The sequence below is a fragment of the Streptomyces sp. SX-6 genome, from assembly GCF_059089585.1.
Genome location: NZ_JBTHHU010000014.1, coordinates 118,374 through 137,078 on the forward strand (window position 1 = coordinate 118,374; position 18,705 = coordinate 137,078).

The following is an 18,705-nucleotide window of genomic DNA, read 5'->3' on the forward strand; positions in this document are numbered from 1 at the left end:
TCAGCGCCCGGAGCGGTTCAGCGCCCAAAGGGCGGCGCAGGTGACCGCCGCCAGCACTGCACCGGCCCCGAGCACCGCCGGTACGGACAGGACGCTGGAGAGCAGGGTCACCGCGTAGGGCGCGAGCATGCCGAGGTACGCCGTCGTCCAGAACAGCGCGGTGATCCGGGCCAGCCGGTCCGGCGGGGCGATGGCGGCGACCTCGGTCAGGCCGAAGGTCAGGCACAGGCCGTAGCCCGCGCCGAGGACGGCCGCCGCGGCCAGCACGAGGTACGGCCGGCCCCCCGAGGCGGCGGGCACCGCGACCGCGAGCCCCGCGACGATCACGGCCGGCCCGGCGCACGCCGAGCCGAGCCGGTGCCGCGCGGCGAGCCGGCGGGCCAGCGGCTGGACGAGCAGCCCCGCACCGGGGACCACGGCGGTGACGATCCCGGCGAAGACGATCCGCCAGCCGCTTATGCCGTGCACCAGGCCGGGCAGGGTGACGAAGCCGATGCTGGGAGCGGCGAAGACCCAGGGCGCGAGGGGCAGCAGGGCGCGCCGGAAGCGCGGCCAGTCCACCGGTGCCGCCGATGCCGCCTGCCCCGCCGGCCTCACAGGACGGGTCTCCGGCGCGCTGCGCGCCGCCGCCCAGGCCGTACCTGCCAGGACCAAGTGCGGCACGTACGCCGTCACCATGGGGTACGGAGCCCACTGGGCGATCAGCGAGGCGGCCAGGCCGCCGGAGGCGAAGCCCGCCGACACGAACAGCCCGGCGCGCCGGGCCGCGGTGCCCGGATCGCCGTCCGGCGTGAACGGGGGCGCGGACAGCTCCTTGACCCAGGCGCTCCCGGCGGCCAGCAGCGCGCCCGCGCCGATGCCGGTCAGCACCCGGCCCGGCACCAGACACCAGGTGGCGGTGGCACCCGCCATCAGCACGCAGGTCGACAGCAGATTGACGGCCAGGGCGGTCAGGGCCACCTTCCGGCGGCCGTACCGGTCGGCCAGCGGGCCGCCGGCCAGCAGGCCGGGGACCAGCCCGGCCACGTACACCGCCACCAGGCCGGTGACGTCCGACTCGGTCAGGCCGAGCCCGGAGCGGTAGGCGTCGAGCAGGGAGGAGAACTGATTGGCGCTCCAGCCGGACGCTGTCATCATCCAGGCCGCCCGCAGCCCGGAACGGGGCCGCGGGCGGGGGAGAGCGGGAACGGCGCGTGGTTCGAAGGTCGTGCTCATGGCGGAATTTGTACGGGCGGCGGCCCCGCCCGCGCCGCCCGCGTTCACGAGTCGTGAACGCCCTTGCGTACGGTCGGCGGGGCGGGCCTAGGGTGGCCGTCATGGATCTCCGCCTGCTGTCGTCCTTCCTCGCGGTGGTCGAGGAGGGGCACTTCGGCCGGGCCGCCGCGCGGCTGTTCCTCTCCCCGCCCGCCGTCACCCAGCACGTACGGCGGCTGGAGAACGAGCTGGGCACCCGCCTGCTCCACCGCAGCCCGGTCGCCCCGACCCCCGCCGGGGAACGGCTGGCCGGCCACGCCCGCACGCTGCTCGCCGCCGCGAACGCGGCGATGGACGACGTGGCGGAGGCGGCGGCACGGCCCGCCGCCGTACGGCCGCTGCGGGTCGGCATCATGGGCCACGGCTCGGCGGAGCTCACCCCCGCCGCGATCAACGCCTTCCGGCGCGCCCGCCCGGAGGTTCCCGTCGATGTGCGCCAGCTCGACTACACCGAGCACGTCAGCGCGCTGACCGGGGACCGGGTCGACGTCGCCTTCGTCCGGCCCGCCCCGGACGACGAGCGCATCACCACTGATGTGCTGACGACCGAGCAGCGCATCGTCGCGGTCCCGGAGAGCTCGCCGCTCGCCGACGCGCGCCACACCGGGGTCCGCCTCGCCGACATCGCCGACCTGCCGTTCTTCCGGGTGCCGCACCACACGCCCCGCGTCTTCAGCGACTACCTCTACTTCGGCAGCGAGACCGGGCGCCGCAGCCCCGACTACGCGCTCACGCCGCAGGACGTGCTCACCGGCGTGGTCACGGGGCGCGCGGCGGGCTCCGGGCTGAAGTCCTTCGCCCGCTACTACGCGTGGCCCGGCGCGGTGTTCGTGCCGGTGCTGGACGCCCCCTGGGAGAGCAGCTACCTCGCCGTGCGGGCCGCCGACCGCGACCCCGAGGTCGCGATCTTCCGGGCGCTGGCGCTGGCCCTCGCCCGGGAGCTCGGCCCGCGCATCACCACGTGATCACGGGATGCGGTACTCCGTGTCCCGGGCGTCGGTGATGAACAGGTGCCCCGGGGCGTGGGTGATGGCGAACGGCGGTGCCGACGCCATGAGCGCGGCCTGCGGGGTGACGCCGCACGCCCAGAAGACGGGGACGTCACCGGGGTGAGCTTGCACCGCATCGCCGAAGTCGGGCGCGGCAAGGTCCCCGATGCCCAGCTCACCGGGGTCCCCGGCGTGCACGGGCGCACCGTGCATGGCGGGCATGCGCGCGGTCAGCTGCCGCACGGTGCCGACGAGATCGGCCGGGACGGGACGCATGGAGACGACGAGCGGGCCGTGCAGCCTCCCCGCCGGCCGGCAGGGCCGGTCGGTGACGTACATCGAGACGTTGCGGCCCTGCTCGAGGTGGCGCAGCGGGACGCCCGCCTCGGTGAGGGAGCTCTCGAAGGTGAGGCTGGCCCCGATGAGGAAGGCGACGAGGTCGTCCCGCCACAGCCCGGTGACGTCGGTGGGCTCGTCCACCAGCCGCCCGTCCCGCCAGACGCGGTAGCGGGGCAGATCGGTGCGCAGGTCGGCGCCGGGCGCGAGCACGGTCTCCGGCACACCGGGCTCCGTGACGTCGAGGACCGGGCACGCCTGGGAGTTGCGCTGGGTGAAGAGCAGGACGTCGTAGGCCCAGTCGGCGGGCACGGCCATCAGATTGGCCTGGGTGCGGCCCTCGGACCAGCCGGCGGTGGGCCGCACCGCCCCGCCGGAACGGAACACCGCCCGCGCCTCGGCCGGAGCCAGGGACGCGGGCGGTGTGTCGGGACGTGCGATGGTTCCCATGGGCACCTCGCGAGGAGTGGAGGAAAGCGGAGGAGGGGGCTTCTCAACTCCCGCGAGAATAGGGATTGTTGAACAACCCTCGCAAGGGGGAGCCGCCTCCTCCGCTCCGCTCAGTGCCTTATCAGCTGGGTGGCCTGCTCGTCCGTGCCCGGGGCCGGGCCCGGGTCGGGCCGCCGCGCGGAGTCGCTGATCTTGATCAGCAGTCCGATGAGCACCCAGGTGGCGACCTGCGAGGAACCGCCGGAGGCGAGGAAGGGCAGGGCCTTGCCGGTGAGCGGGATCAGGCCGGTGACACCGCCGGCGACCACGAAGACCTGGAGGGCCAGCGCGCTCGACAGACCCGTGGCGAGCAGCTTGCCGAAGGAGTCGCGGGCGTCGAGCCCCGCCCGCAGGCCGCGCTCGATGAGCAGGGCGTAGACCAGGAAGACGGCCATCATGCCGGCGAGCCCGAGCTCCTCGCCGACCGTCGTCAGGATGAAGTCGCTGCGCCCGGCGAACTTGATGAGCTCGGAGTGCCCCTGGCCGAGACCGGTGCCCATGACGCCGCCGCTGCCGAAGCTGAACAGCGCCTGTGCGGCCTGGTCGGAGACGATCTCCTTGGGCGGGTGCGCGTCGTAGTAGGACATCGGGTGCAGCCAGGCGAACACGCGGCCCTTCACGTGCGGTTCCATGGAGCCCACCACCGCCGCGCCGACGACGAACATGAGCACGCCCGAGAACACCCAGCTGGCACGTTCGGTGGCGGCGTAGAGCATGATCACGAACAGGCCGAAGAAGATCAGCGAGGTGCCCAGGTCACGCTCGAAGATGAGCACGAGCAGGCTCAGCACCCACACGGTGGCGATCGGCCCGAACTGGCGCCCCCGCGGCAGATAGAAGCCCATCACCCGGCGGCTGGCCAGCGCGAGCGCGTCCTTGTGCATCGTCAGGTAGCCCGCGAAGAACACCGCGATGCCGATCTTGACGAACTCTCCGGGCTGGAACGACAGCGCGCCCAGCTTGATCCAGCGCTTGGCGCCGTAGGCGTCCTGGCCGAAGAAGGCGGGAGCCATCAGCAGCACCATGGCCCCGAACACCATGATGTAGGTGTAGCGCTGCAGATGGCGGTGGTCCTTGAGGAGCACCACGATGCCGAGGCAGACCGTGAGGCCGATGGCGCTCCACATCAGCTGGCCCGACTCCACGGGGTCGGCGTGCCACCTGGCGGCGTACGAGATGTCGAGCCGGTGGAGCAGGACCAGCCCGAGGCCGCTCAGGCCGATGGCCAGCGGCAGGATCAGGGGGTCGGCGTGCGGCGCGAACTTGCGCACCACCAGGTGTGCCAGGCCTGCGACCGCCGACAGCCCGAGAGCGTAGCCGAGCAGTGCCCCCGGGACCTTCCCGTCGATGGCCATTCCCACGGAGGCGTAGCCGAACAGCGTGAGCGCGACCGCGAAGCCCAGCATCAGCAGCTCGGCGTTGCGGCCCCGCCCCACGTCCGTCCGTGCCATCCGGGCCGCAGCCCTTCCTCCCATGCCCATGTATCCCTCGGTTTTCGTACGAGCCGTTGTCCGGCAACCCTTGTGCCTGTGTGCCGTGGTGACGTGCGATCACCGGCCCACACCTGGTAGGAGTCCAGAACCCCGCACAAGGTTGCACGCCCGCGCAACTGTAGAGGCAGCGGGAAGGCGCGTTGCCGTCGGGCTGCCCACTGGCGCTGTCGCGCGGGTCCGCCGACGGTAACCTCAGGTGGTCCGGCACCTCGGGGCAGGGGGCCCGTCCCGGCCATTTATGCCATTACGTCCAGTGCGCCCGGCCACTGCCCGCGGTCTTTGCCCCCGGCGGTTGCGCGTCGGTGCGCTCTGCGGACCTCCGCCGTTGGTAGCGTGCCGAAGTTCCGTGTGCACTGCGCAGGTTGACGCGTCGTTACGGCTGCGAACGGGCGTGGCGGGTGGTGTGTCGATTTCTTGATGGTTTCTTCTGAGCGGCGGGATGCGGTCTTGTGCGCCGCCGCGCCGGGTCGGGATACTCGTCCGGCGATTTGGCATGAACGCGACGCCTTGTCGGGTGGTGCGTTCCGCCGTCGCGTCCTCCGGGCCCGGCCGCCGACCGCGGACCGGGCACACCCCCCATCGCAGGAGGCACCGTGAAACCAGTACGGAATTCGAGGCGCCGTGCGGCCCTGGCCGGTGCGGGCGCCGTGGTCCTCGCGGCGACCACGCTCAGCGTCCAGGGCGCCCACGCGAGCCCCGGGCCGGACCCGGCGACCCTGACATCGGCTCAGGCGGGGAAGCTCGCGCACACGATCGACAGCAAGCTCGGGCAGGACACCGCCGGTGCGTACTACGACGCGCAGCAGCACAAGCTCGTCGTCAACGTCCTCGACCAGCGGACCGCGGACAAGGTGCGCAGGACCGGTGCCGAGCCCCGGATAGTACAGCACTCGACGGCACAGCTCGCCTCGGCCAGACGGGAACTCGCCGCGAAGGCCACCATCCCGGGCACCGCCTGGTCGGTCGACCCCAGGACGAACAAGGTCTCCGTCACCGCCGACAGCACGGTCCGCGGCGCGAAGCTGGCGCAGCTGAACAAGGTCGTGAAGTCCCTCGGCGACAAGGTCACCGTCAAGCGGACGGCCAACGAGCTCCGGCCGTTCATCGCGGGCGGCGACGCCATCTGGGCACCCACCGCGCGCTGTTCGCTGGGCTTCAACGTCACCAAGGGCGGGCAGCCGTACTTCATCACGGCCGGCCACTGCGGCAACATCTCCAACACCTGGTCCGACAGCCAGGGCGGCAGCGAGATCGGCCAGACCGAGAGCTCCACCTTCCCGGGACACGACTACGCCCTGGTGCGCTACACGTCCGGCATCGACCACCCCAGTGCGGTGGACCTCTACAACGGCAGCCTGCAGAACATCAGCAGGGCCGCCGACGCCACCGTCGGCGAGCAGGTCCAGCGCAGCGGCAGCACCACCCAGGTGCACGGCGGACAGGTCACCGGCCTCGACGCCACCGTCAACTACCAAGAGGGCACGGTCACCGGGATGATAGACACCACGGTCTGTGCCGAACCGGGTGACAGCGGCGGTTCGCTCTTCGACAACGATGCCGCCCTCGGCATCACCTCCGGCGGCAGTGGCGACTGCACGAACGGTGGAGAAACCTTCTTCCAGCCGATCACCGGCGCCCTCCAGGCATTCGGAGCCACCATCCCCTAGCAACGCCCCGCACAGACGCGGCCCCCGGACAACCCTTCCGTGTGTCCGGGGGCCGCTCGCGTCGGCTCGTCCGCGTCAGATCGTCGCGGTGTCGATGACGAAGCGGTAGCGCACGTCACTGGCGAGCACCCGCTCGTACGCCTCGTTGATCTGGTCGGCCCGCACCAGCTCGATCTCCGAGGCGATGCCGTGCTCGCCGCAGAAGTCCAGCATCTCCTGGGTCTCCGGGATGCCGCCGATCATCGATCCGGCCATGGACCGCCGCTGGCGGAAGAGGACGGGCGGGGCGACGGTCAGCGCGTTCTCGGGGGCGCCGAGCTGGACCAGGGTGCCGTCGGTCTTCAGCAGGGCGAAGTAGGCGTTCAGGTCCAGGTCCGCCGAGACGGTGTTGAGGATCAGGTCGAAGGTGCCCGCCAGCGTCTCGAAGGTGGCCGGGTCGGAGGTCGCGTGGTAGTGGTCCGCGCCGAGCCGCAGGCCGTCGTCCTTCTTGCGGAGGGACTGGCTGAGCACGGTGACCTCGGCGCCCATGGCGTGGGCGATCTTCACGCCCATGTGACCCAGCCCGCCGAGGCCGATGACGGCGACCTTCTTGCCGGGGCCGGCCTGCCAGTGGGCGAGCGGGGAGTAGAGGGTGATGCCGGCGCACAGCAGCGGGGCCGCGGCGTCCAGCGGGATGTTCTCGGGGATGCGCAGCGCGTAGTTCTCGTCGACGACGATGCGCGTGGAGTAGCCGCCCTGGGTGAACTCCCCATCACGCCCGGTGTCGGCGTAGGTGCCGACCATGCCGGACTCGCCGGTGCAGTACTGCTGCAGTCCGGCGCGGCAGTTGTCGCACTCGCGGCAGGAGTCGACGAAGCAGCCGACGCCGACGCGGTCGCCGACGGCGTAGCGGGTGACGCCGGGGCCGGTCTCGGCGACGATGCCCGCTATCTCGTGGCCGGGAACGATGGGGAAGGTCTCGTGGCCCCACTCGCCGCGCACGGTGTGGATGTCGGAGTGGCAGATGCCGGCGTACTTGATGTCGATCAGGATGTCGTGCTCGCCGAGCGCGCGACGGGGGATGGAGATCTTCTCCAGGGGAGCCTTCGGGGCGGGTGCGGCGTAAGCGTCGACCATGGTGTGCTGCGTCATGCCACCGATCATGCGTGCCCGCACGGTACGCAGCCAGAACTCCCTTGAACCTACGCTCGCCGTGCCTACCACTGGCAGTACCACCTTCGCCCCGGACAGCCTCCGAAGAGGGCCCGCATACTGGTGGGCATGGACCAGCGCACCGAACTGAGCGAGTTCCTCCGCTCCCGCCGCGCCCGGCTACGGCCCGAGGACGTGAACCTGGCGCCCCACGGGGGCCGGCGCCGGGTGCCCGGGCTGCGCCGCGAGGAGCTGGCGCAGCTCGCCGGTGTCAGCGTCGCCTACTACACGCGGCTCGAACAGGGCCGGGGCCAGAACGTGTCGTCCGCCGTGCTGGACGCGATAGCCGACGCCCTGCGCCTGGACCAGGCCGAGCGGAACCACCTCGCCATGCTGGTCCGGCCCGTGCGCCGTGCCCGGCGCGAGGCCGCCGGCCCGCAGCGGGTCCGCCCGGCCGTGCAGAACCTGATCGACGCCATGGACAGCGTCCCGGCGTACGTCCTCGGCCGGCGCATGGACATCCTCGCCTGGAACCGGCTCGCCTGTGCCCTGCTGGGCGACTTCGCCGCCCTGCCCCCGCAGCAGCGCAACATGGCCCGGCTGGTCTTCCTCGACCCGGCCACCCGGGAGTTGTACGCGGACTGGGAGCGCAAGGCGGCCGACATCGTCGCGATGCTGCGGGCCCAGGCCGGATGCCATCCGGATGACTCCGTGTTCGCCTCGCTGGTCGGCGAACTGTCCATGAAGAGCGAGGAGTTCCGGGTCCTGTGGGCCGCCCACGACGTCCGGGACAAGTGCTACGGCATCAAGGAGCTGCACCACCCCGTGGTGGGCCGGCTGACCCTCGCCTGCGAGACCCTGGACATGCCCGCCGACCAGGACCAGCACCTGGTCACCTACCACGCCGAGCCCGCCTCGCCGTCCGCGGAGTCCCTGCGGATACTGGCCAGTTGGACGCTCGAGCCCAGCCCGTCCCGGGTGTACCGCGCCGTCCCGGGGGACAACCCCCGGACCCCCGGCTAGGGGGTGTCCGATGGGTCAGCACAGGCCCCGCGACGCCCGGCACGGCACCTCGCCGCGTTGTCGCATCACCCACGGACGCCCAGTCCGAGGGCGATGCTCCGCCTTGCGATGCACCGCACCGGACGCCGCGGGGCCCGCACTGACCCATCGGACACCCCCTAAGCCTCGCGCGGCTCGTCCGCCAGGCCCTTGAGCAGGCCGCGCAGGCCCAGTTCGAAACGTTCCTCCAGGCCGCGCCCGGTGAGCGCGTCGCGCATCGCGGCGAGGTTCGGGTGGGTGTCGTCGAGGCGGCCGCCGAGCGTCTCGTGCATGGTGCGCAGCCGTTCCTCGCCGCTCTCGCCCGGGCCGAAGGCCGTCTCCTGGCCGACGAAGCCGATCACGTAGTAGAGGAGCAGCAGGTAGCCGTACGCCGCGGTCCTGTCGTCGAACCCCGCGCGGCGCAGCGTGCCGACCACATGGTCGGCGAGCCGCAGGCCGTTGGGCCCGAGGAAGGGCCGGCCCGGGAGCAGCGGTGCGGCGGCGGCGTGGCCGAGCATCGCCCGGCGCAGCCCCCGCGCGACCTGTGCGAGGCGGTCCTGCCAGTCGTCGGAGCCGTCCGTCTCCGGCGTCTCCGGCAGGGGGCACTCGCCCACGATCGCGTCCGCGATCAGGTCGAAGAGCTCCTCCTTGTGCCGGACGTGCCAGTAGAGCGAGGGGTTCTTGACGTCCAGCGCCGTGGCCAGCCTGCGCATGCTGAACGCCTCGTAGCCGTGCTCCGCCAGCAGCTCGAGCGAGGCGCGCACGATCTCGCCGCGGCTCAGCCGGGGCTCCGCTTTCGCCTCGTTCATGTGCTCACCCACGTCCCCTCGGTTGAAGTCGCGCACAACCTAGCACCGCACGGCGGGCGTTGCGGCGGGTGGTCACCCGGCCCAGCGGCCGGAGAGGAAGACCAGGGTCAGGGCGACGGACAGCGGTACGGCCACGCACAGGTACGCGGTCCTCAGCCAGGGGCGGCGCAGGCTCCACACCGCGAGGCCGGTCCACAGCGGCCACCACAGCAACGAGGCGCGGGGCACGGACATGTACCAGTAGGAGGTGCCGAGTGCCCACAGGCTCAGGCCGATGTACACCGCCTCCGGCCACCGGCGCTGCCGGACGAGCACGGCCAGCAGCAGCACACCGGCCACCATGGCGACGAGCTCCGCCTGGAACATCGCGGCATAGCCCGTGGTCGTGGAGTGGGTGAAGGCCCCGTCCCAGGTGTTGCTCCAGGCCTCCCACGGCCAGTGGAACTGCCGGTACCAGCCGCGTTCCTGCGCGTGCTGCCACGCCATCCAGTCGCCGGTGCCCGCCGCGAGGTACCAGGTGTAGGCCAGCGCGGGCAGGCCCGGGAGCGCGAGCCAGGGCGCGGAGCGCCACCGGCGGTGCCCGCCGTCCGCGACGAGGAACTGCACCACGAGCGCGGCGGCGAGGAAGAGGCCGCTGATCCTGACGGACGTGGCCGCCGCGGCCAGCACCGCCGCGAGCGGCCAGTTGCCCTTCTTCGCGGCGAGCCAGGCGGGCAGGGCGAACGCCAGGAACAGCGCCTCGGTGTAGCCGGCGGCCAGGAACACCGCGCAGGGCGACACGAGCAGGAACAGCGCCGCGCGCCGTCCGGCCTCCGCGTCGGGGAGGTGCAGCCGGGCGATCCGGCCGAGCGCCACCACGGCCACCGCCCCCGCGGCGAACGAGACGAGCAGACCGGCCAGGTTCCAGCTGGGGATCACGGTGTGCACGGCCCGCAGCAACGCCGGGAGACCGGGGAAGAACGCCTCGCGGTTGTCGGGACGGGCCGACCCGGCGGCGCCCTCCCCGCCGAAGTAGCCGTGCATCGCTATGCGCCGGAAGAAGCCCCAGTCCCAGCGGTCCCACAGCGAGAGGAAGGAGGGGGCACGCTTGGCGTCCGCGTCGGCCGGGAACATCCAGGCGGCGCAGTACGCGGTGATCAGTACGCCCAGCCGCGTCAGGGCGTACACGCCCAGGACCGCCCGGTCGGCGGGGCCCAGTCCGAAGCGGGGGAGACGGGAGAGGAGGGAGGGAGGGCCGTCCGATGCCGCGGCGGTCCCCGAGGGGCGCTCTGCCTGCGATGGCTGCGGTATCGGTATACGGGCCATGCGGTGGCGCCCCCTCGGCATGCGGAATCAATGAATCGGACGTCACAGCACATCACAGGCGCCACGCACTTCCCAAACAGCGGTAAAGAATCGCACCGGTCACCATCTGTTCATCAAACTGCTCTCCATTAACGCCGCGTTAAGTGGTGTCATGCTCATGATGCCCGGAATCGGCTCCGGGCCCCGACACGGGAGAGTCCTCCTTGACCCCGACTTCCCTCCGCCCGCTGCGCCGCCGTGCCACCGCCACGGCCGCTTCGCTCGTGCTGGCCACCGCCGGCCTGGTGGCGGCGACCGGCACCACGGCGCACGCCGCCCCCCTCGCCGCCCCTCTCGCCGCCAAGTGCAGCCAGTCCTACCTGCCGCTGCCCGACCCCTCGTGCCAGCCGGGCGCCTACAACCCCGATGTCACCCAGGACACCATCGACGACACGATCTGCGTGCCCGGCTGGACCAAGACCGTCCGCCCGCCGGCCAGCTACACGACCAGACTGAAGCAGCAGCAGATCGCGGAGTACGGCTACAGCGACACCAACCTGTCGGACTACGAAGAGGACCACTTCGTCCCGCTCGAGCTGGGCGGCGCCCCCAGGGACCCGAAGAACCTGTGGCCCCAGCCCCACTACGGCAACCAGACGGCCGACGACAAGGACAAGGTCGAGAACAAGCTCAAGGTCGCCGTCTGCGACGGCCGGGTGACGCTCGACGCGGCCCGCAGCGCCATCGTCACCGACTGGACCACGGCCCTGAGCCGGCTCGGTCTCTGATCACTCCGGGGCCCGGCCCCTCGGCGGCTCCAAGCCGTCGAGCAGCCGGGCCGGTCCGCAGCCGCGACGTCAGCACACCGCCCCGGATCGGACATACCGTCAGCAGTGCCCGGAGCGGCGGCGCTCGCCGTGGCGGCCCTCGCGGTGCCCCATCTGATGAAGCCTCAGCAGAAATCCGTCCCCCGCGATTGAGGACGCAACCTTCACCTGGGAAACTCCCTCTCCGAAGCCGAAACGCGCAGAACGCGGACACGACCCGAATGCGGGGGCAGTTGATGACAAGAAGAGTCGCGCAGCAGCGATCGTCACGAGTACGGAAGACCGCGGCGAGGACCGCGGTGGCGCTGACGGCCGGACTGCTGCTCGCGGGCGCGGCGTGGCCGGCGCAGGCGGCGCCCGGCACCGCTGCCGCGCCGGCGAAGCCGGGCTGCGGCGCCGTCGGCGCCATGAAGGCGGCGTCCGCGAACCGGTCGGAGGAGCCCCCCTCGGTGGCGCCCGTCGGGAACGCCCGGCAGAAGCTCTCCTTCTCGGTCGCCTCCCAGCTGCCCATCGGCCTCTGGTCGTCCGCACGCGTCACCGTGCGCACCCCCGTCACCAAGGGCACGGTGCGCCTCGACGTCGGCAGCCGGGGCTTCAGTACCGACTCCGTGGCGATCCAGCGCTACGTGCCCGCGACGCACAGCTGGGCCGACCTCAAAACCGTGCCGAGCAGCACCAGTTGGCCGCACCACGGCGTCTTCACCTTCCCGCTGACGACGGCCGCGAGCGCCCGGCAGCCCCACACCGTGGCCCTGCGCATCCAGGACCTCGACCGCCCCGGCAGGCTCACCGTCACCGCGTCCGTCAAGGACGGCCACGGCCACACCTACCGCGACCGGGCCCGCAGCGCCACGGCCACCCGGCCCGAGATCGCGGTCAGCGGCTGGCGGCGCGGCACCACGCTGGTGCGCGGCGGCTCCGCCCACGACTTCACCCTCACCGTGAAGAACACCACCGACCGGGCCTACCCCGCGCTGAACGCCGCCTACTTCGCCTACGGCGAGAGCAAGAGCCACGCCCTGAAGCCCAAGGACCTGCGCCTCGAGGAGTACCGGTCCGGCCGGGGCTGGGCCGCCGTGCCGCTGCAGGCGAACGGCTGCGACCCGGGCATGGGCACCGTGCTGCGCGCGCGGTCCCTCGCCCCCGGCGCCACCGCCACCTACCGGCTGCGGCTGGCGGTCGAGGCCGGCGCGCCCCGCGATGTGACGCACGCAGACAGCGGGCTGTCGGTGGGCAACGGCGACCAGTCCGTCTGGTCCCAGCAGCTGCCCTTCGCGATCCGCGGCGGGAAATAGCGGAAAGCGCCGTCGGAGCCGCCCGGAATTTCCGGGCGGCTCCAACGTTTCCGGGGCCGGGAAAGGTAGCGTGCTGGCGACCCGTCCGAAAAGCACTGCACCGGGAACGGCCATGCTCAAGGGATTCAAGAACTTCCTCATGCGCGGCGACCTCATCACCGTCGCCGTGGGTCTGATCATCGCGCTGGCATTCAGCACCCTCATCAAGGCATTCACGGATTTCGTCATCAATCCGCTCATCGCCCGTGCCCAGGGCGGCCGTTCGCTCGGCCTCGGCTGGCAGCTCGGCCGGGCCGGGAACAAGGCCACCTATCTCGACATCGGGGCCTTCGTCTCGGCGGTCGTCTACTTCCTCATTTTCATGGCGGTCGTCTACTTCTTCATCATCGTGCCCTACCAGCACGTCCAGGCCCGGCGCGGCAGGACCGTCTTCGCCGAGCCCGGCCCCCTCAAGACCTGCCCGGCCTGTCTGTCCGAGGACCTGCCGGCCGGCGCGCTCAAGTGCCGGCACTGCTGCACCGAGCAGCCCCGGCCGGACGTCGCGCCCCGTCCCTGATGCCCTCCATCCGCACGGCGGCCCGCCGCGCGGTGTCCCGGCCCCAGGCGCCGGTGACCAGCGCGCCGAGCAGGAACACCACGGCACCGCACCCGGTGATGGCCCACCACACCGGCCGGGCCGCGTCCGCGAACGCGGCCGGAGCCGGGTGCGCGATGCCGGGCAGCCCCGCCACCAGCAGCGCGCCGCCCACCGCGACCCCCAGCGCCACCCCCACCCGGCAGCTCGCCGTGGTGATGGCCGACGCCACACCCGCCTGCCCCCGCGGCATCCCCGCGACCGCGAGACCGGTGGCGGGGACGTCGGCCAGACCGATCCCGGCGCCGAAGCACACGTACCCGAGGACGAACAGCGGGCCGTGGCACTCCGGGCCGCCCAGGGCGAACACCAGCCCGCTCGCGGTGAGCGCCGCCCCCGCGAGCAGCAGCGGCAGCCGGGGCCCGCAACGGCCGACGAGCCACCCCGACAGCGGCGCGCAGACCACGGCCGTCACCGGCATCGGCGCCATCAGGATCCCGGCCGCCAGCGGGGAGAGCCCGCGGGCGTTCTGCAGGTCGAGCGTGCTCAGGAAGAGAAAGCCGCCCAGCGCGGCGAACGCGCCCAGGGAGATGAGCACCGAGCCGCTGAACGGGGCGCTGCGGAAGAACCGCGGGTCGACCAGCGGCTGCGCGCGCCGGCGCTCGTACACCAGCAGCGCGGCGAGGGCCGCCGGTGCGACGAGGCCGCAGGCCAGCACCGGCAGCGCGAGCGGACCGCGGTGCGGGGCGTCGATGATCGCGTAGGTCAGGCTGCCGAGCAGGGCGACGACCAGAACCTGGCCCGGCACGTCGAACCGGCGGGGCGCCTCCGCGCGCGACTCGGGGACGTACCGGGCGGTGAGCACCACCGCGGCCAGCCCCACCGGCACGTTGATCCAGAACACCGAACGCCACCCGGCCCCCGACACCAGCAGGCCCCCGATCAGCGGACCCGCCGCCATCCCGACGGCGCACGCGCTGGTCCACGCGCCGATCGCACGGGCCCGGCGCCGCTCGGCGGGCACGGCGTGCGTGATGATCGACAGGCACACCGGGCCGAGGATCGCGCCGCCCACGGCCTGGACCGCCCGGAACGCGATCAGCAGGTCCACCGAGGACGCGAGACCGCACAGCACCGAACCGGCCGTGAACACCAGGAACCCGGCCAGGAACACACGCCGCCGCCCGATCCGGTCCGCCGTGGCACCGGCGAGCACCATCAGGGACGCCACCAGCAGGTTGTAGGCGTCGACGGTCCACTGCATCCCGGCGACCGAGGCATGCAGATCCCGCTGAATGGCAGGCAGCGCCACATTGAGACCGGTCGCATCGAGACCGGCCATGAACACCGCCAGACAGCAGATCGCCACGATCACCCGGACCGGGCGCCCGCCGGAATTCCGATAAGAACTCACGTGCTTCTCCAAAGGCGTTGGCGTATCCCCACGCTAGGAAGCACGGATCCGCCGCGGGACCGGACGACCGGTGGATGCACCGGATGACATGTACTCCACCGACCGGTGGAGGGTGCGGGAAACCCGGACGGACGATTGGTCGCCAATTCCGGCGGGAAGAATCAAGGAGGCCCGAAAGGTGCGGGCGGGGGAGGAAAACCACCGAGCCGCGCACGGAGAACGGGGCGAAACGCATGGAGACCAACACCCCCGGTGCACCGCGCTGGGAGGGCGTGCTCGAGGAACGGGCATTCGTCCAGTTCCCGATCGCGATCTCGGTCTACGACCGTGACAACCGGCTGGTGCGGGCCAATGACGAGATGCTCCGCATCACCGGCATCCCCGTGGACGAGATCCTGGGGCGAAGGCTCTCCGACTTCCTGCCCTACGCGCCGTTCGACGAGTTCACCAAGCTGATGGAGCAGGTCCTGAGCACCGGCCGGGCCATCCGGACGGACCGCCGCTTCGCCACGCCCGGCGACGGCCGCGAGCGCATGTGGGCCAGTTTCTTCACCCCCATCACGGACAGTGCGGGCCGCACGCAGGGGGTGACCATCGCCGCCCTCGACGTCACCGAGGAGTACCGCGCCCAGCAGCGGCTGGCCCTGGTCAACGACACGGGCGCCCGCATCGGCAGCACGCTCGACGTCAACCACACCGCCGTCGAGCTGGCGGAGTCCACCGTCGGCCGGTTCGCCGACTTCGTCTGTGTGGACCTGCTCGAGACGGTGCTCCACGGCGAACCGCCGCAGCCCGGGACCACGGGCGCCGTCACGCTGCGCCGCGCGGCCCACCGGGCCGTGTCGGGCGACTGCTCCGATGCCGCGGTGGGCCCCGGGGACACCCACTTCTACCCGCCGCAGTCCCCGCCCGCCCGCGCCCTCGCCGCCGACGAGGCGACCCTGTTCCGGTCCGGCGATCCGGGCGTGCGCCAGTGGGTGGCCGGCACCCCGGCGCTGCCCGGCAGCGTCCGCGGGCGCGGTGTCCACTCCATGATCGTCGTGCCGCTGAGCGCCCGCGACACCGCCGTCGGCCTGGTCATGTTCGTGCGGTACGGCGCGAGCGAGTCCTTCGAGGACCACGACCTGCTGCTCGCCGAGGAGATCGCCGCCCGGGCCGCGGTGTGCATCGACAACGCCCGCCGCTACGCCCGCGAACGCACCGTCGCCCTCACCCTCCAGCGCAGCCTGCTGCCCGCCCGGCTGCCGCAGCAGGCGGCCGTGGAGGTCAGCTACCGCTATCTTCCGGCCAGTTCACAGGCGGGCGTCGGCGGCGACTGGTACGACGTCATCCCGCTCTCCGGTGCCCGCGTCGCCCTGGTCGTCGGCGATGTCGTCGGCCACGGTCTGCAGGCGTCCGCCACCATGGGCAGGCTGCGCGCGGCCGTGCGTACGCTCGCGGACATCGACCTGCCTCCGGACGAACTCCTCACCCACCTCGACGACCTCGTCATCCAGCTGACCCAGGACGGGGACTCGGAGACGGGGGACAGCCGGACGGGGCCGCGCGAGATGGGCGCGGCGTGCCTGTACGCGGTGTACGACCCGGTGTCCCGGCACTGTGCGCTCGCCCGCGCGGGCCACCCGGCCCCCGTGCTCGTGACCCCCGACGGCAGGGCCGAGTTCCTCGAGCTGCCCAGTGGGCCGCCGCTCGGCCTGGGCGGACTCCCCTTCGAATCCTTCGAGTTGGAGCTGCCCGAGGGCAGCCTCCTCGCCCTTTACACCGACGGCCTGGTGGAGGGGCACGGCCACGACGTCGCCGTGGGGCTGGAGAAGCTCCGCGAGTCCCTGGCGCACCCCGCCCCCTCGCTGGAGCAGACCTGCGACAAGGTGATCGAGACCCTGCTGCCCGGGCGGCCGGCCGACGATATCGCGCTGCTCGTGGCCCGTACCCGTGCCCTGGCCCCGTGGCAGGTCGCCAGCTGGGATCTGTCGGACGATCCGGCCACGGTGGCCGACGCCCGCAAGGGCGTCGTGCGGCGGCTCGAGGACTGGGGGCTGGAGGACCTGTCCTTCACCACCGAGCTCGTCGTCAGCGAACTGGTCACCAATGCCATCCGGCACGGCGAACCGCCCATCCGGCTGCGGCTGATCCGGGACAGCTCCCTGATCTGCGAGGTGTCGGACGGCAGCAGCACCTCCCCGCGCATGCGCAGGGCCCGGGCCTTCGACGAGGGAGGCCGGGGCCTGCTGCTGGTCGCGCAGCTCACCGGGCGGTGGGGCACCCGGTTCACGGCCGCCGGCAAGACCATCTGGGCGGAGCAGCCGCTCACCGCCCCGGCCTGAGGCCGGAGCGGCGAGCGGGCGGCGTCAGTTGCGGGTCTTCGACGCGTTGCCGGCGGTCACGTTGACCGCCGCCCAGGCCTGGTCGACCGTCTTGTACTCGGTGCTGTCCGTGCCGTAGATGTCCGCGGCGGCCTGCAGCGTGGCCGTACGGGCGTCGTGGAAGTCGGAGGACGAGACCAGGTAGTTGGTGAGCGCCCGGTACCAGATCTTGATGCCCTTGTCCCGGCCGATGCCGGTCACCGTCGAGCCGTCGTAGGTGGGCGAGTTGTAGGAGAAACCGTTGACGGTCTTGCTGCCGCTGCCCTCGGCCACCAGGTAGAAGGCGTGCGAGGAGACGCCCGAGCCGGCGTGCACCTCACGGTCGTAGGAACCGGAGTCCCAGTAGTCGACCGTGCCCTCCAGCTTGTCCTGGGACGGCTGGTCCAGGCGGCGCAGGAAGCCCTGGTCGAGGCCCAGCTTCTCGCCGATCAGGTAGTTCGGCGGGTTGTTCGGGTTGTTGGTCGCGAACTCGACCGCGGTGCCGAAGATGTCGGCGTAGGACTCGTTGAGCGAACCCGCCTCGCCGAACTGGTTGCCCGATGAATCCACCCGGGTGGGCTGGAAGTTGGCGGTCTGCTCGACCACACCGTGGGTGAGCTCGTGGCCGGTGACGTCCAGGGCCACCAGGGGCTGCTTGAACGTCTGGCCGTCACCGTCGCCGTAGAGCATGCAGTGGCAGTCCGGGGACCAGAAGGCGTTGCCCACACCGTTGCCGAAGTGCACCATCGCGTTCGGGCCGACACCGTCGTTCTTGATGCCGTCGCGGCCGAGGGTGTTCTTGTAGAAGTCGTACGTGCTGGTGATGCCGTACTGGGCGTCCACCGCGGCGCTGCTCGGGTCGGAGCTGGTGCCGTCGCCCCAGCGGTTGGTGCTGTTGGTGAAGGCCTGGCCGCCCGCGAAGCTGCTGAGCTCCTGCCCGCCCGCGTTCCTGGTCTCGGACTGGCCGCGGGTCGGGTCCTTGAGCGTGAAGGAGTCCTGCGCGGTCTGGGTGGTGGTGAGGGAGACGCTGCCGTCGAAGATCGCGGAACCGGTGCCGGCCGCCTGCGCGGGGAAGTCCGTCGCCAGTGAATCGCGCGTCTTCCGGGGCGACTTGGAGGTGCCCGCACCCGGGGTGGCGGTCTGGCCCAGCGCCTTCAGCCGGGACTTGAGCTGCGGCGAGATGAACGCGTCGTTGTTCGGGGTGCTGCTCAGCACCTTGCCCGAGACGGCGTCCACGGTCACCGTGCGCGTGGTGCCCTTCTCGGCCTTGAGGGCGCCGGTGACCGTCACCTGGAAGGCGAGCACGGGCTTGCCGCTCGTGGCGTCGACCACCAACTGGGTGTGCCTGGCGGTGCCCTTGACCGACGCGGCTGCCTTCGCGGCCGCCTGACGCTGCGTCAACTTCGGCTGGACCGTGGGAACGGACAGCTGGTGGTGGGCCGCCCTGGTGACGCCGATGTAGCGGTGGTGGGAGTCGAGATGAATGATCAGGTCGCCGCCGATGACCGGAACACCCTTGTACGCCCGCTCGAAGCGGACGTGCTGCTTGCCCTCGGGGTCGACGAGCGCGTCCTTGGCCGTCAGGGTGTCCTGCTTGCCGACACCGGTCTGCCCGGCGTGGGCGAAGGCGGCGGAACGGGCCGCCTTCACCACGTCCGCACCGGCGGCCCGGGCCACGGCCGAGGCGGCCGTGTGCGTGGCCGGAGATGCCGTGGCCGCCGTGGCCGCGCCGGTCATCGTCGCCGCGGCAGCCACCGCGA

General features: G+C 72.1%; 15 protein-coding genes. 7 read left to right on the top strand and 8 right to left on the bottom strand.

Features of this window, described 5'->3' with window-relative positions:
- A complete protein-coding gene (locus ACV530_RS19120; RefSeq protein WP_494333735.1) occupies window positions 1-1,215 on the bottom strand; it encodes an MFS transporter in 1,215 nt (404 codons plus the stop codon).
- 101 nt (window positions 1,216-1,316) lie between these two features.
- Between ACV530_RS19120 and ACV530_RS19125 the strand changes: the two genes are divergently transcribed.
- Window positions 1,317-2,219, top strand: a complete 903-nt coding sequence (locus ACV530_RS19125) for a LysR family transcriptional regulator (RefSeq protein ID WP_494333736.1) — start codon at window positions 1,317-1,319, stop codon at window positions 2,217-2,219.
- Here ACV530_RS19125 and ACV530_RS19130 read toward each other — a convergent pair whose 3' ends face one another.
- A complete protein-coding gene (locus ACV530_RS19130) occupies window positions 2,220-3,029 on the bottom strand; it encodes a putative hydro-lyase (RefSeq protein ID WP_494333737.1) in 810 nt (269 codons plus the stop codon). It abuts the gene before it with no gap.
- Between the two features lie 110 nt (window positions 3,030-3,139).
- Window positions 3,140-4,519, bottom strand: coding sequence for an FtsW/RodA/SpoVE family cell cycle protein (locus ACV530_RS19135; RefSeq protein ID WP_494333738.1), 1,380 nt, complete (start codon window positions 4,517-4,519; stop codon window positions 3,140-3,142).
- Window positions 4,520-5,154: 635 nt separating this feature from the next.
- Here ACV530_RS19135 and ACV530_RS19140 point away from each other — a divergent pair.
- Window positions 5,155-6,228 (top strand): S1 family peptidase, encoded by a 1,074-nt coding sequence (locus ACV530_RS19140; protein ID WP_494333739.1) that lies wholly within the window; start codon window positions 5,155-5,157, stop codon window positions 6,226-6,228.
- A 75-nt stretch (window positions 6,229-6,303) separates the two neighbouring features.
- Here the strand turns inward: ACV530_RS19140 and ACV530_RS19145 are convergent, their stop codons facing one another.
- The gene (locus ACV530_RS19145) at window positions 6,304-7,359 is read right to left on the bottom strand and encodes an NAD(P)-dependent alcohol dehydrogenase (protein ID WP_494333740.1); all 1,056 of its coding nucleotides are present in this window, start codon (window positions 7,357-7,359) and stop codon (window positions 6,304-6,306) included.
- A 129-nt stretch (window positions 7,360-7,488) separates the two neighbouring features.
- Between ACV530_RS19145 and ACV530_RS19150 the strand changes: the two genes are divergently transcribed.
- Window positions 7,489-8,382, top strand: coding sequence for a helix-turn-helix transcriptional regulator (locus ACV530_RS19150; protein WP_494333741.1), 894 nt, complete (start codon window positions 7,489-7,491; stop codon window positions 8,380-8,382).
- A 158-nt stretch (window positions 8,383-8,540) separates the two neighbouring features.
- Here ACV530_RS19150 and ACV530_RS19155 read toward each other — a convergent pair whose 3' ends face one another.
- Together ACV530_RS19155 and ACV530_RS19160 are read right to left on the bottom strand one after the other, a co-directional pair.
- Window positions 8,541-9,209 (bottom strand): TetR/AcrR family transcriptional regulator C-terminal domain-containing protein, encoded by a 669-nt coding sequence (locus tag ACV530_RS19155; RefSeq protein WP_494333742.1) that lies wholly within the window; start codon window positions 9,207-9,209, stop codon window positions 8,541-8,543.
- 72 nt (window positions 9,210-9,281) lie between these two features.
- Window positions 9,282-10,514, bottom strand: a complete 1,233-nt coding sequence (locus ACV530_RS19160) for a mannosyltransferase family protein (protein ID WP_494333743.1) — start codon at window positions 10,512-10,514, stop codon at window positions 9,282-9,284.
- Between the two features lie 203 nt (window positions 10,515-10,717).
- On the opposite strand from ACV530_RS19160, the gene ACV530_RS19165 reads away from it, so the two are divergent.
- The 3 genes from ACV530_RS19165 (at window position 10,718) to ACV530_RS19175 (ending at window position 13,171) form a co-directional block, all read left to right on the top strand.
- Window positions 10,718-11,281 (top strand): hypothetical protein, encoded by a 564-nt coding sequence (locus tag ACV530_RS19165; protein ID WP_494333744.1) that lies wholly within the window; start codon window positions 10,718-10,720, stop codon window positions 11,279-11,281.
- Between the two features lie 275 nt (window positions 11,282-11,556).
- Complete coding sequence (locus ACV530_RS19170) at window positions 11,557-12,615, top strand: hypothetical protein (RefSeq protein WP_494333745.1); 1,059 nt, start codon at window positions 11,557-11,559, stop codon at window positions 12,613-12,615.
- A 112-nt stretch (window positions 12,616-12,727) separates the two neighbouring features.
- Entirely contained in the window at window positions 12,728-13,171 is a 444-nt protein-coding gene (locus tag ACV530_RS19175) for a large conductance mechanosensitive channel protein MscL (protein WP_494333746.1), read from the top strand.
- On the opposite strand, the gene ACV530_RS19180 is transcribed toward ACV530_RS19175, so the two are convergent.
- The gene (locus ACV530_RS19180) at window positions 13,113-14,603 is read right to left on the bottom strand and encodes an MFS transporter (protein WP_494333747.1); all 1,491 of its coding nucleotides are present in this window, start codon (window positions 14,601-14,603) and stop codon (window positions 13,113-13,115) included. The two genes, ACV530_RS19175 and ACV530_RS19180, sit on opposite strands and share 59 nt — an antisense overlap.
- A gap of 233 nt (window positions 14,604-14,836) precedes the next feature.
- Between ACV530_RS19180 and ACV530_RS19185 the strand changes: the two genes are divergently transcribed.
- Window positions 14,837-16,927, top strand: coding sequence for a SpoIIE family protein phosphatase (locus tag ACV530_RS19185; protein ID WP_494333748.1), 2,091 nt, complete (start codon window positions 14,837-14,839; stop codon window positions 16,925-16,927).
- Between the two features lie 24 nt (window positions 16,928-16,951).
- On the opposite strand, the gene ACV530_RS19190 is transcribed toward ACV530_RS19185, so the two are convergent.
- Window positions 16,952-18,682 (bottom strand): M4 family metallopeptidase, encoded by a 1,731-nt coding sequence (locus tag ACV530_RS19190; RefSeq protein ID WP_494333800.1) that lies wholly within the window; start codon window positions 18,680-18,682, stop codon window positions 16,952-16,954.
- Window positions 18,683-18,705: the final 23 nt, after the last annotated feature.

Coding starts and splice junctions, on each gene's coding strand:
- ACV530_RS19120 (WP_494333735.1), bottom strand. CDS start 1,215: ATGAGCACGACCTTCGAACCACGCGCCGTTCCCGCTCTCCCCCGCCCG.
- ACV530_RS19125 (WP_494333736.1), top strand. CDS start 1,317: ATGGATCTCCGCCTGCTGTCGTCCTTCCTCGCGGTGGTCGAGGAGGGG.
- ACV530_RS19130 (WP_494333737.1), bottom strand. CDS start 3,029: ATGGGAACCATCGCACGTCCCGACACACCGCCCGCGTCCCTGGCTCCG.
- ACV530_RS19135 (WP_494333738.1), bottom strand. CDS start 4,519: ATGGCACGGACGGACGTGGGGCGGGGCCGCAACGCCGAGCTGCTGATG.
- ACV530_RS19145 (WP_494333740.1), bottom strand. CDS start 7,359: ATGACGCAGCACACCATGGTCGACGCTTACGCCGCACCCGCCCCGAAG.
- ACV530_RS19150 (WP_494333741.1), top strand. CDS start 7,489: ATGGACCAGCGCACCGAACTGAGCGAGTTCCTCCGCTCCCGCCGCGCC.
- ACV530_RS19155 (WP_494333742.1), bottom strand. CDS start 9,209: ATGAACGAGGCGAAAGCGGAGCCCCGGCTGAGCCGCGGCGAGATCGTG.
- ACV530_RS19160 (WP_494333743.1), bottom strand. CDS start 10,514: ATGGCCCGTATACCGATACCGCAGCCATCGCAGGCAGAGCGCCCCTCG.
- ACV530_RS19170 (WP_494333745.1), top strand. CDS start 11,557: ATGACAAGAAGAGTCGCGCAGCAGCGATCGTCACGAGTACGGAAGACC.
- ACV530_RS19175 (WP_494333746.1), top strand. CDS start 12,728: ATGCTCAAGGGATTCAAGAACTTCCTCATGCGCGGCGACCTCATCACC.
- ACV530_RS19185 (WP_494333748.1), top strand. CDS start 14,837: ATGGAGACCAACACCCCCGGTGCACCGCGCTGGGAGGGCGTGCTCGAG.
- ACV530_RS19190 (WP_494333800.1), bottom strand. CDS start 18,682: ATGACCGGCGCGGCCACGGCGGCCACGGCATCTCCGGCCACGCACACG.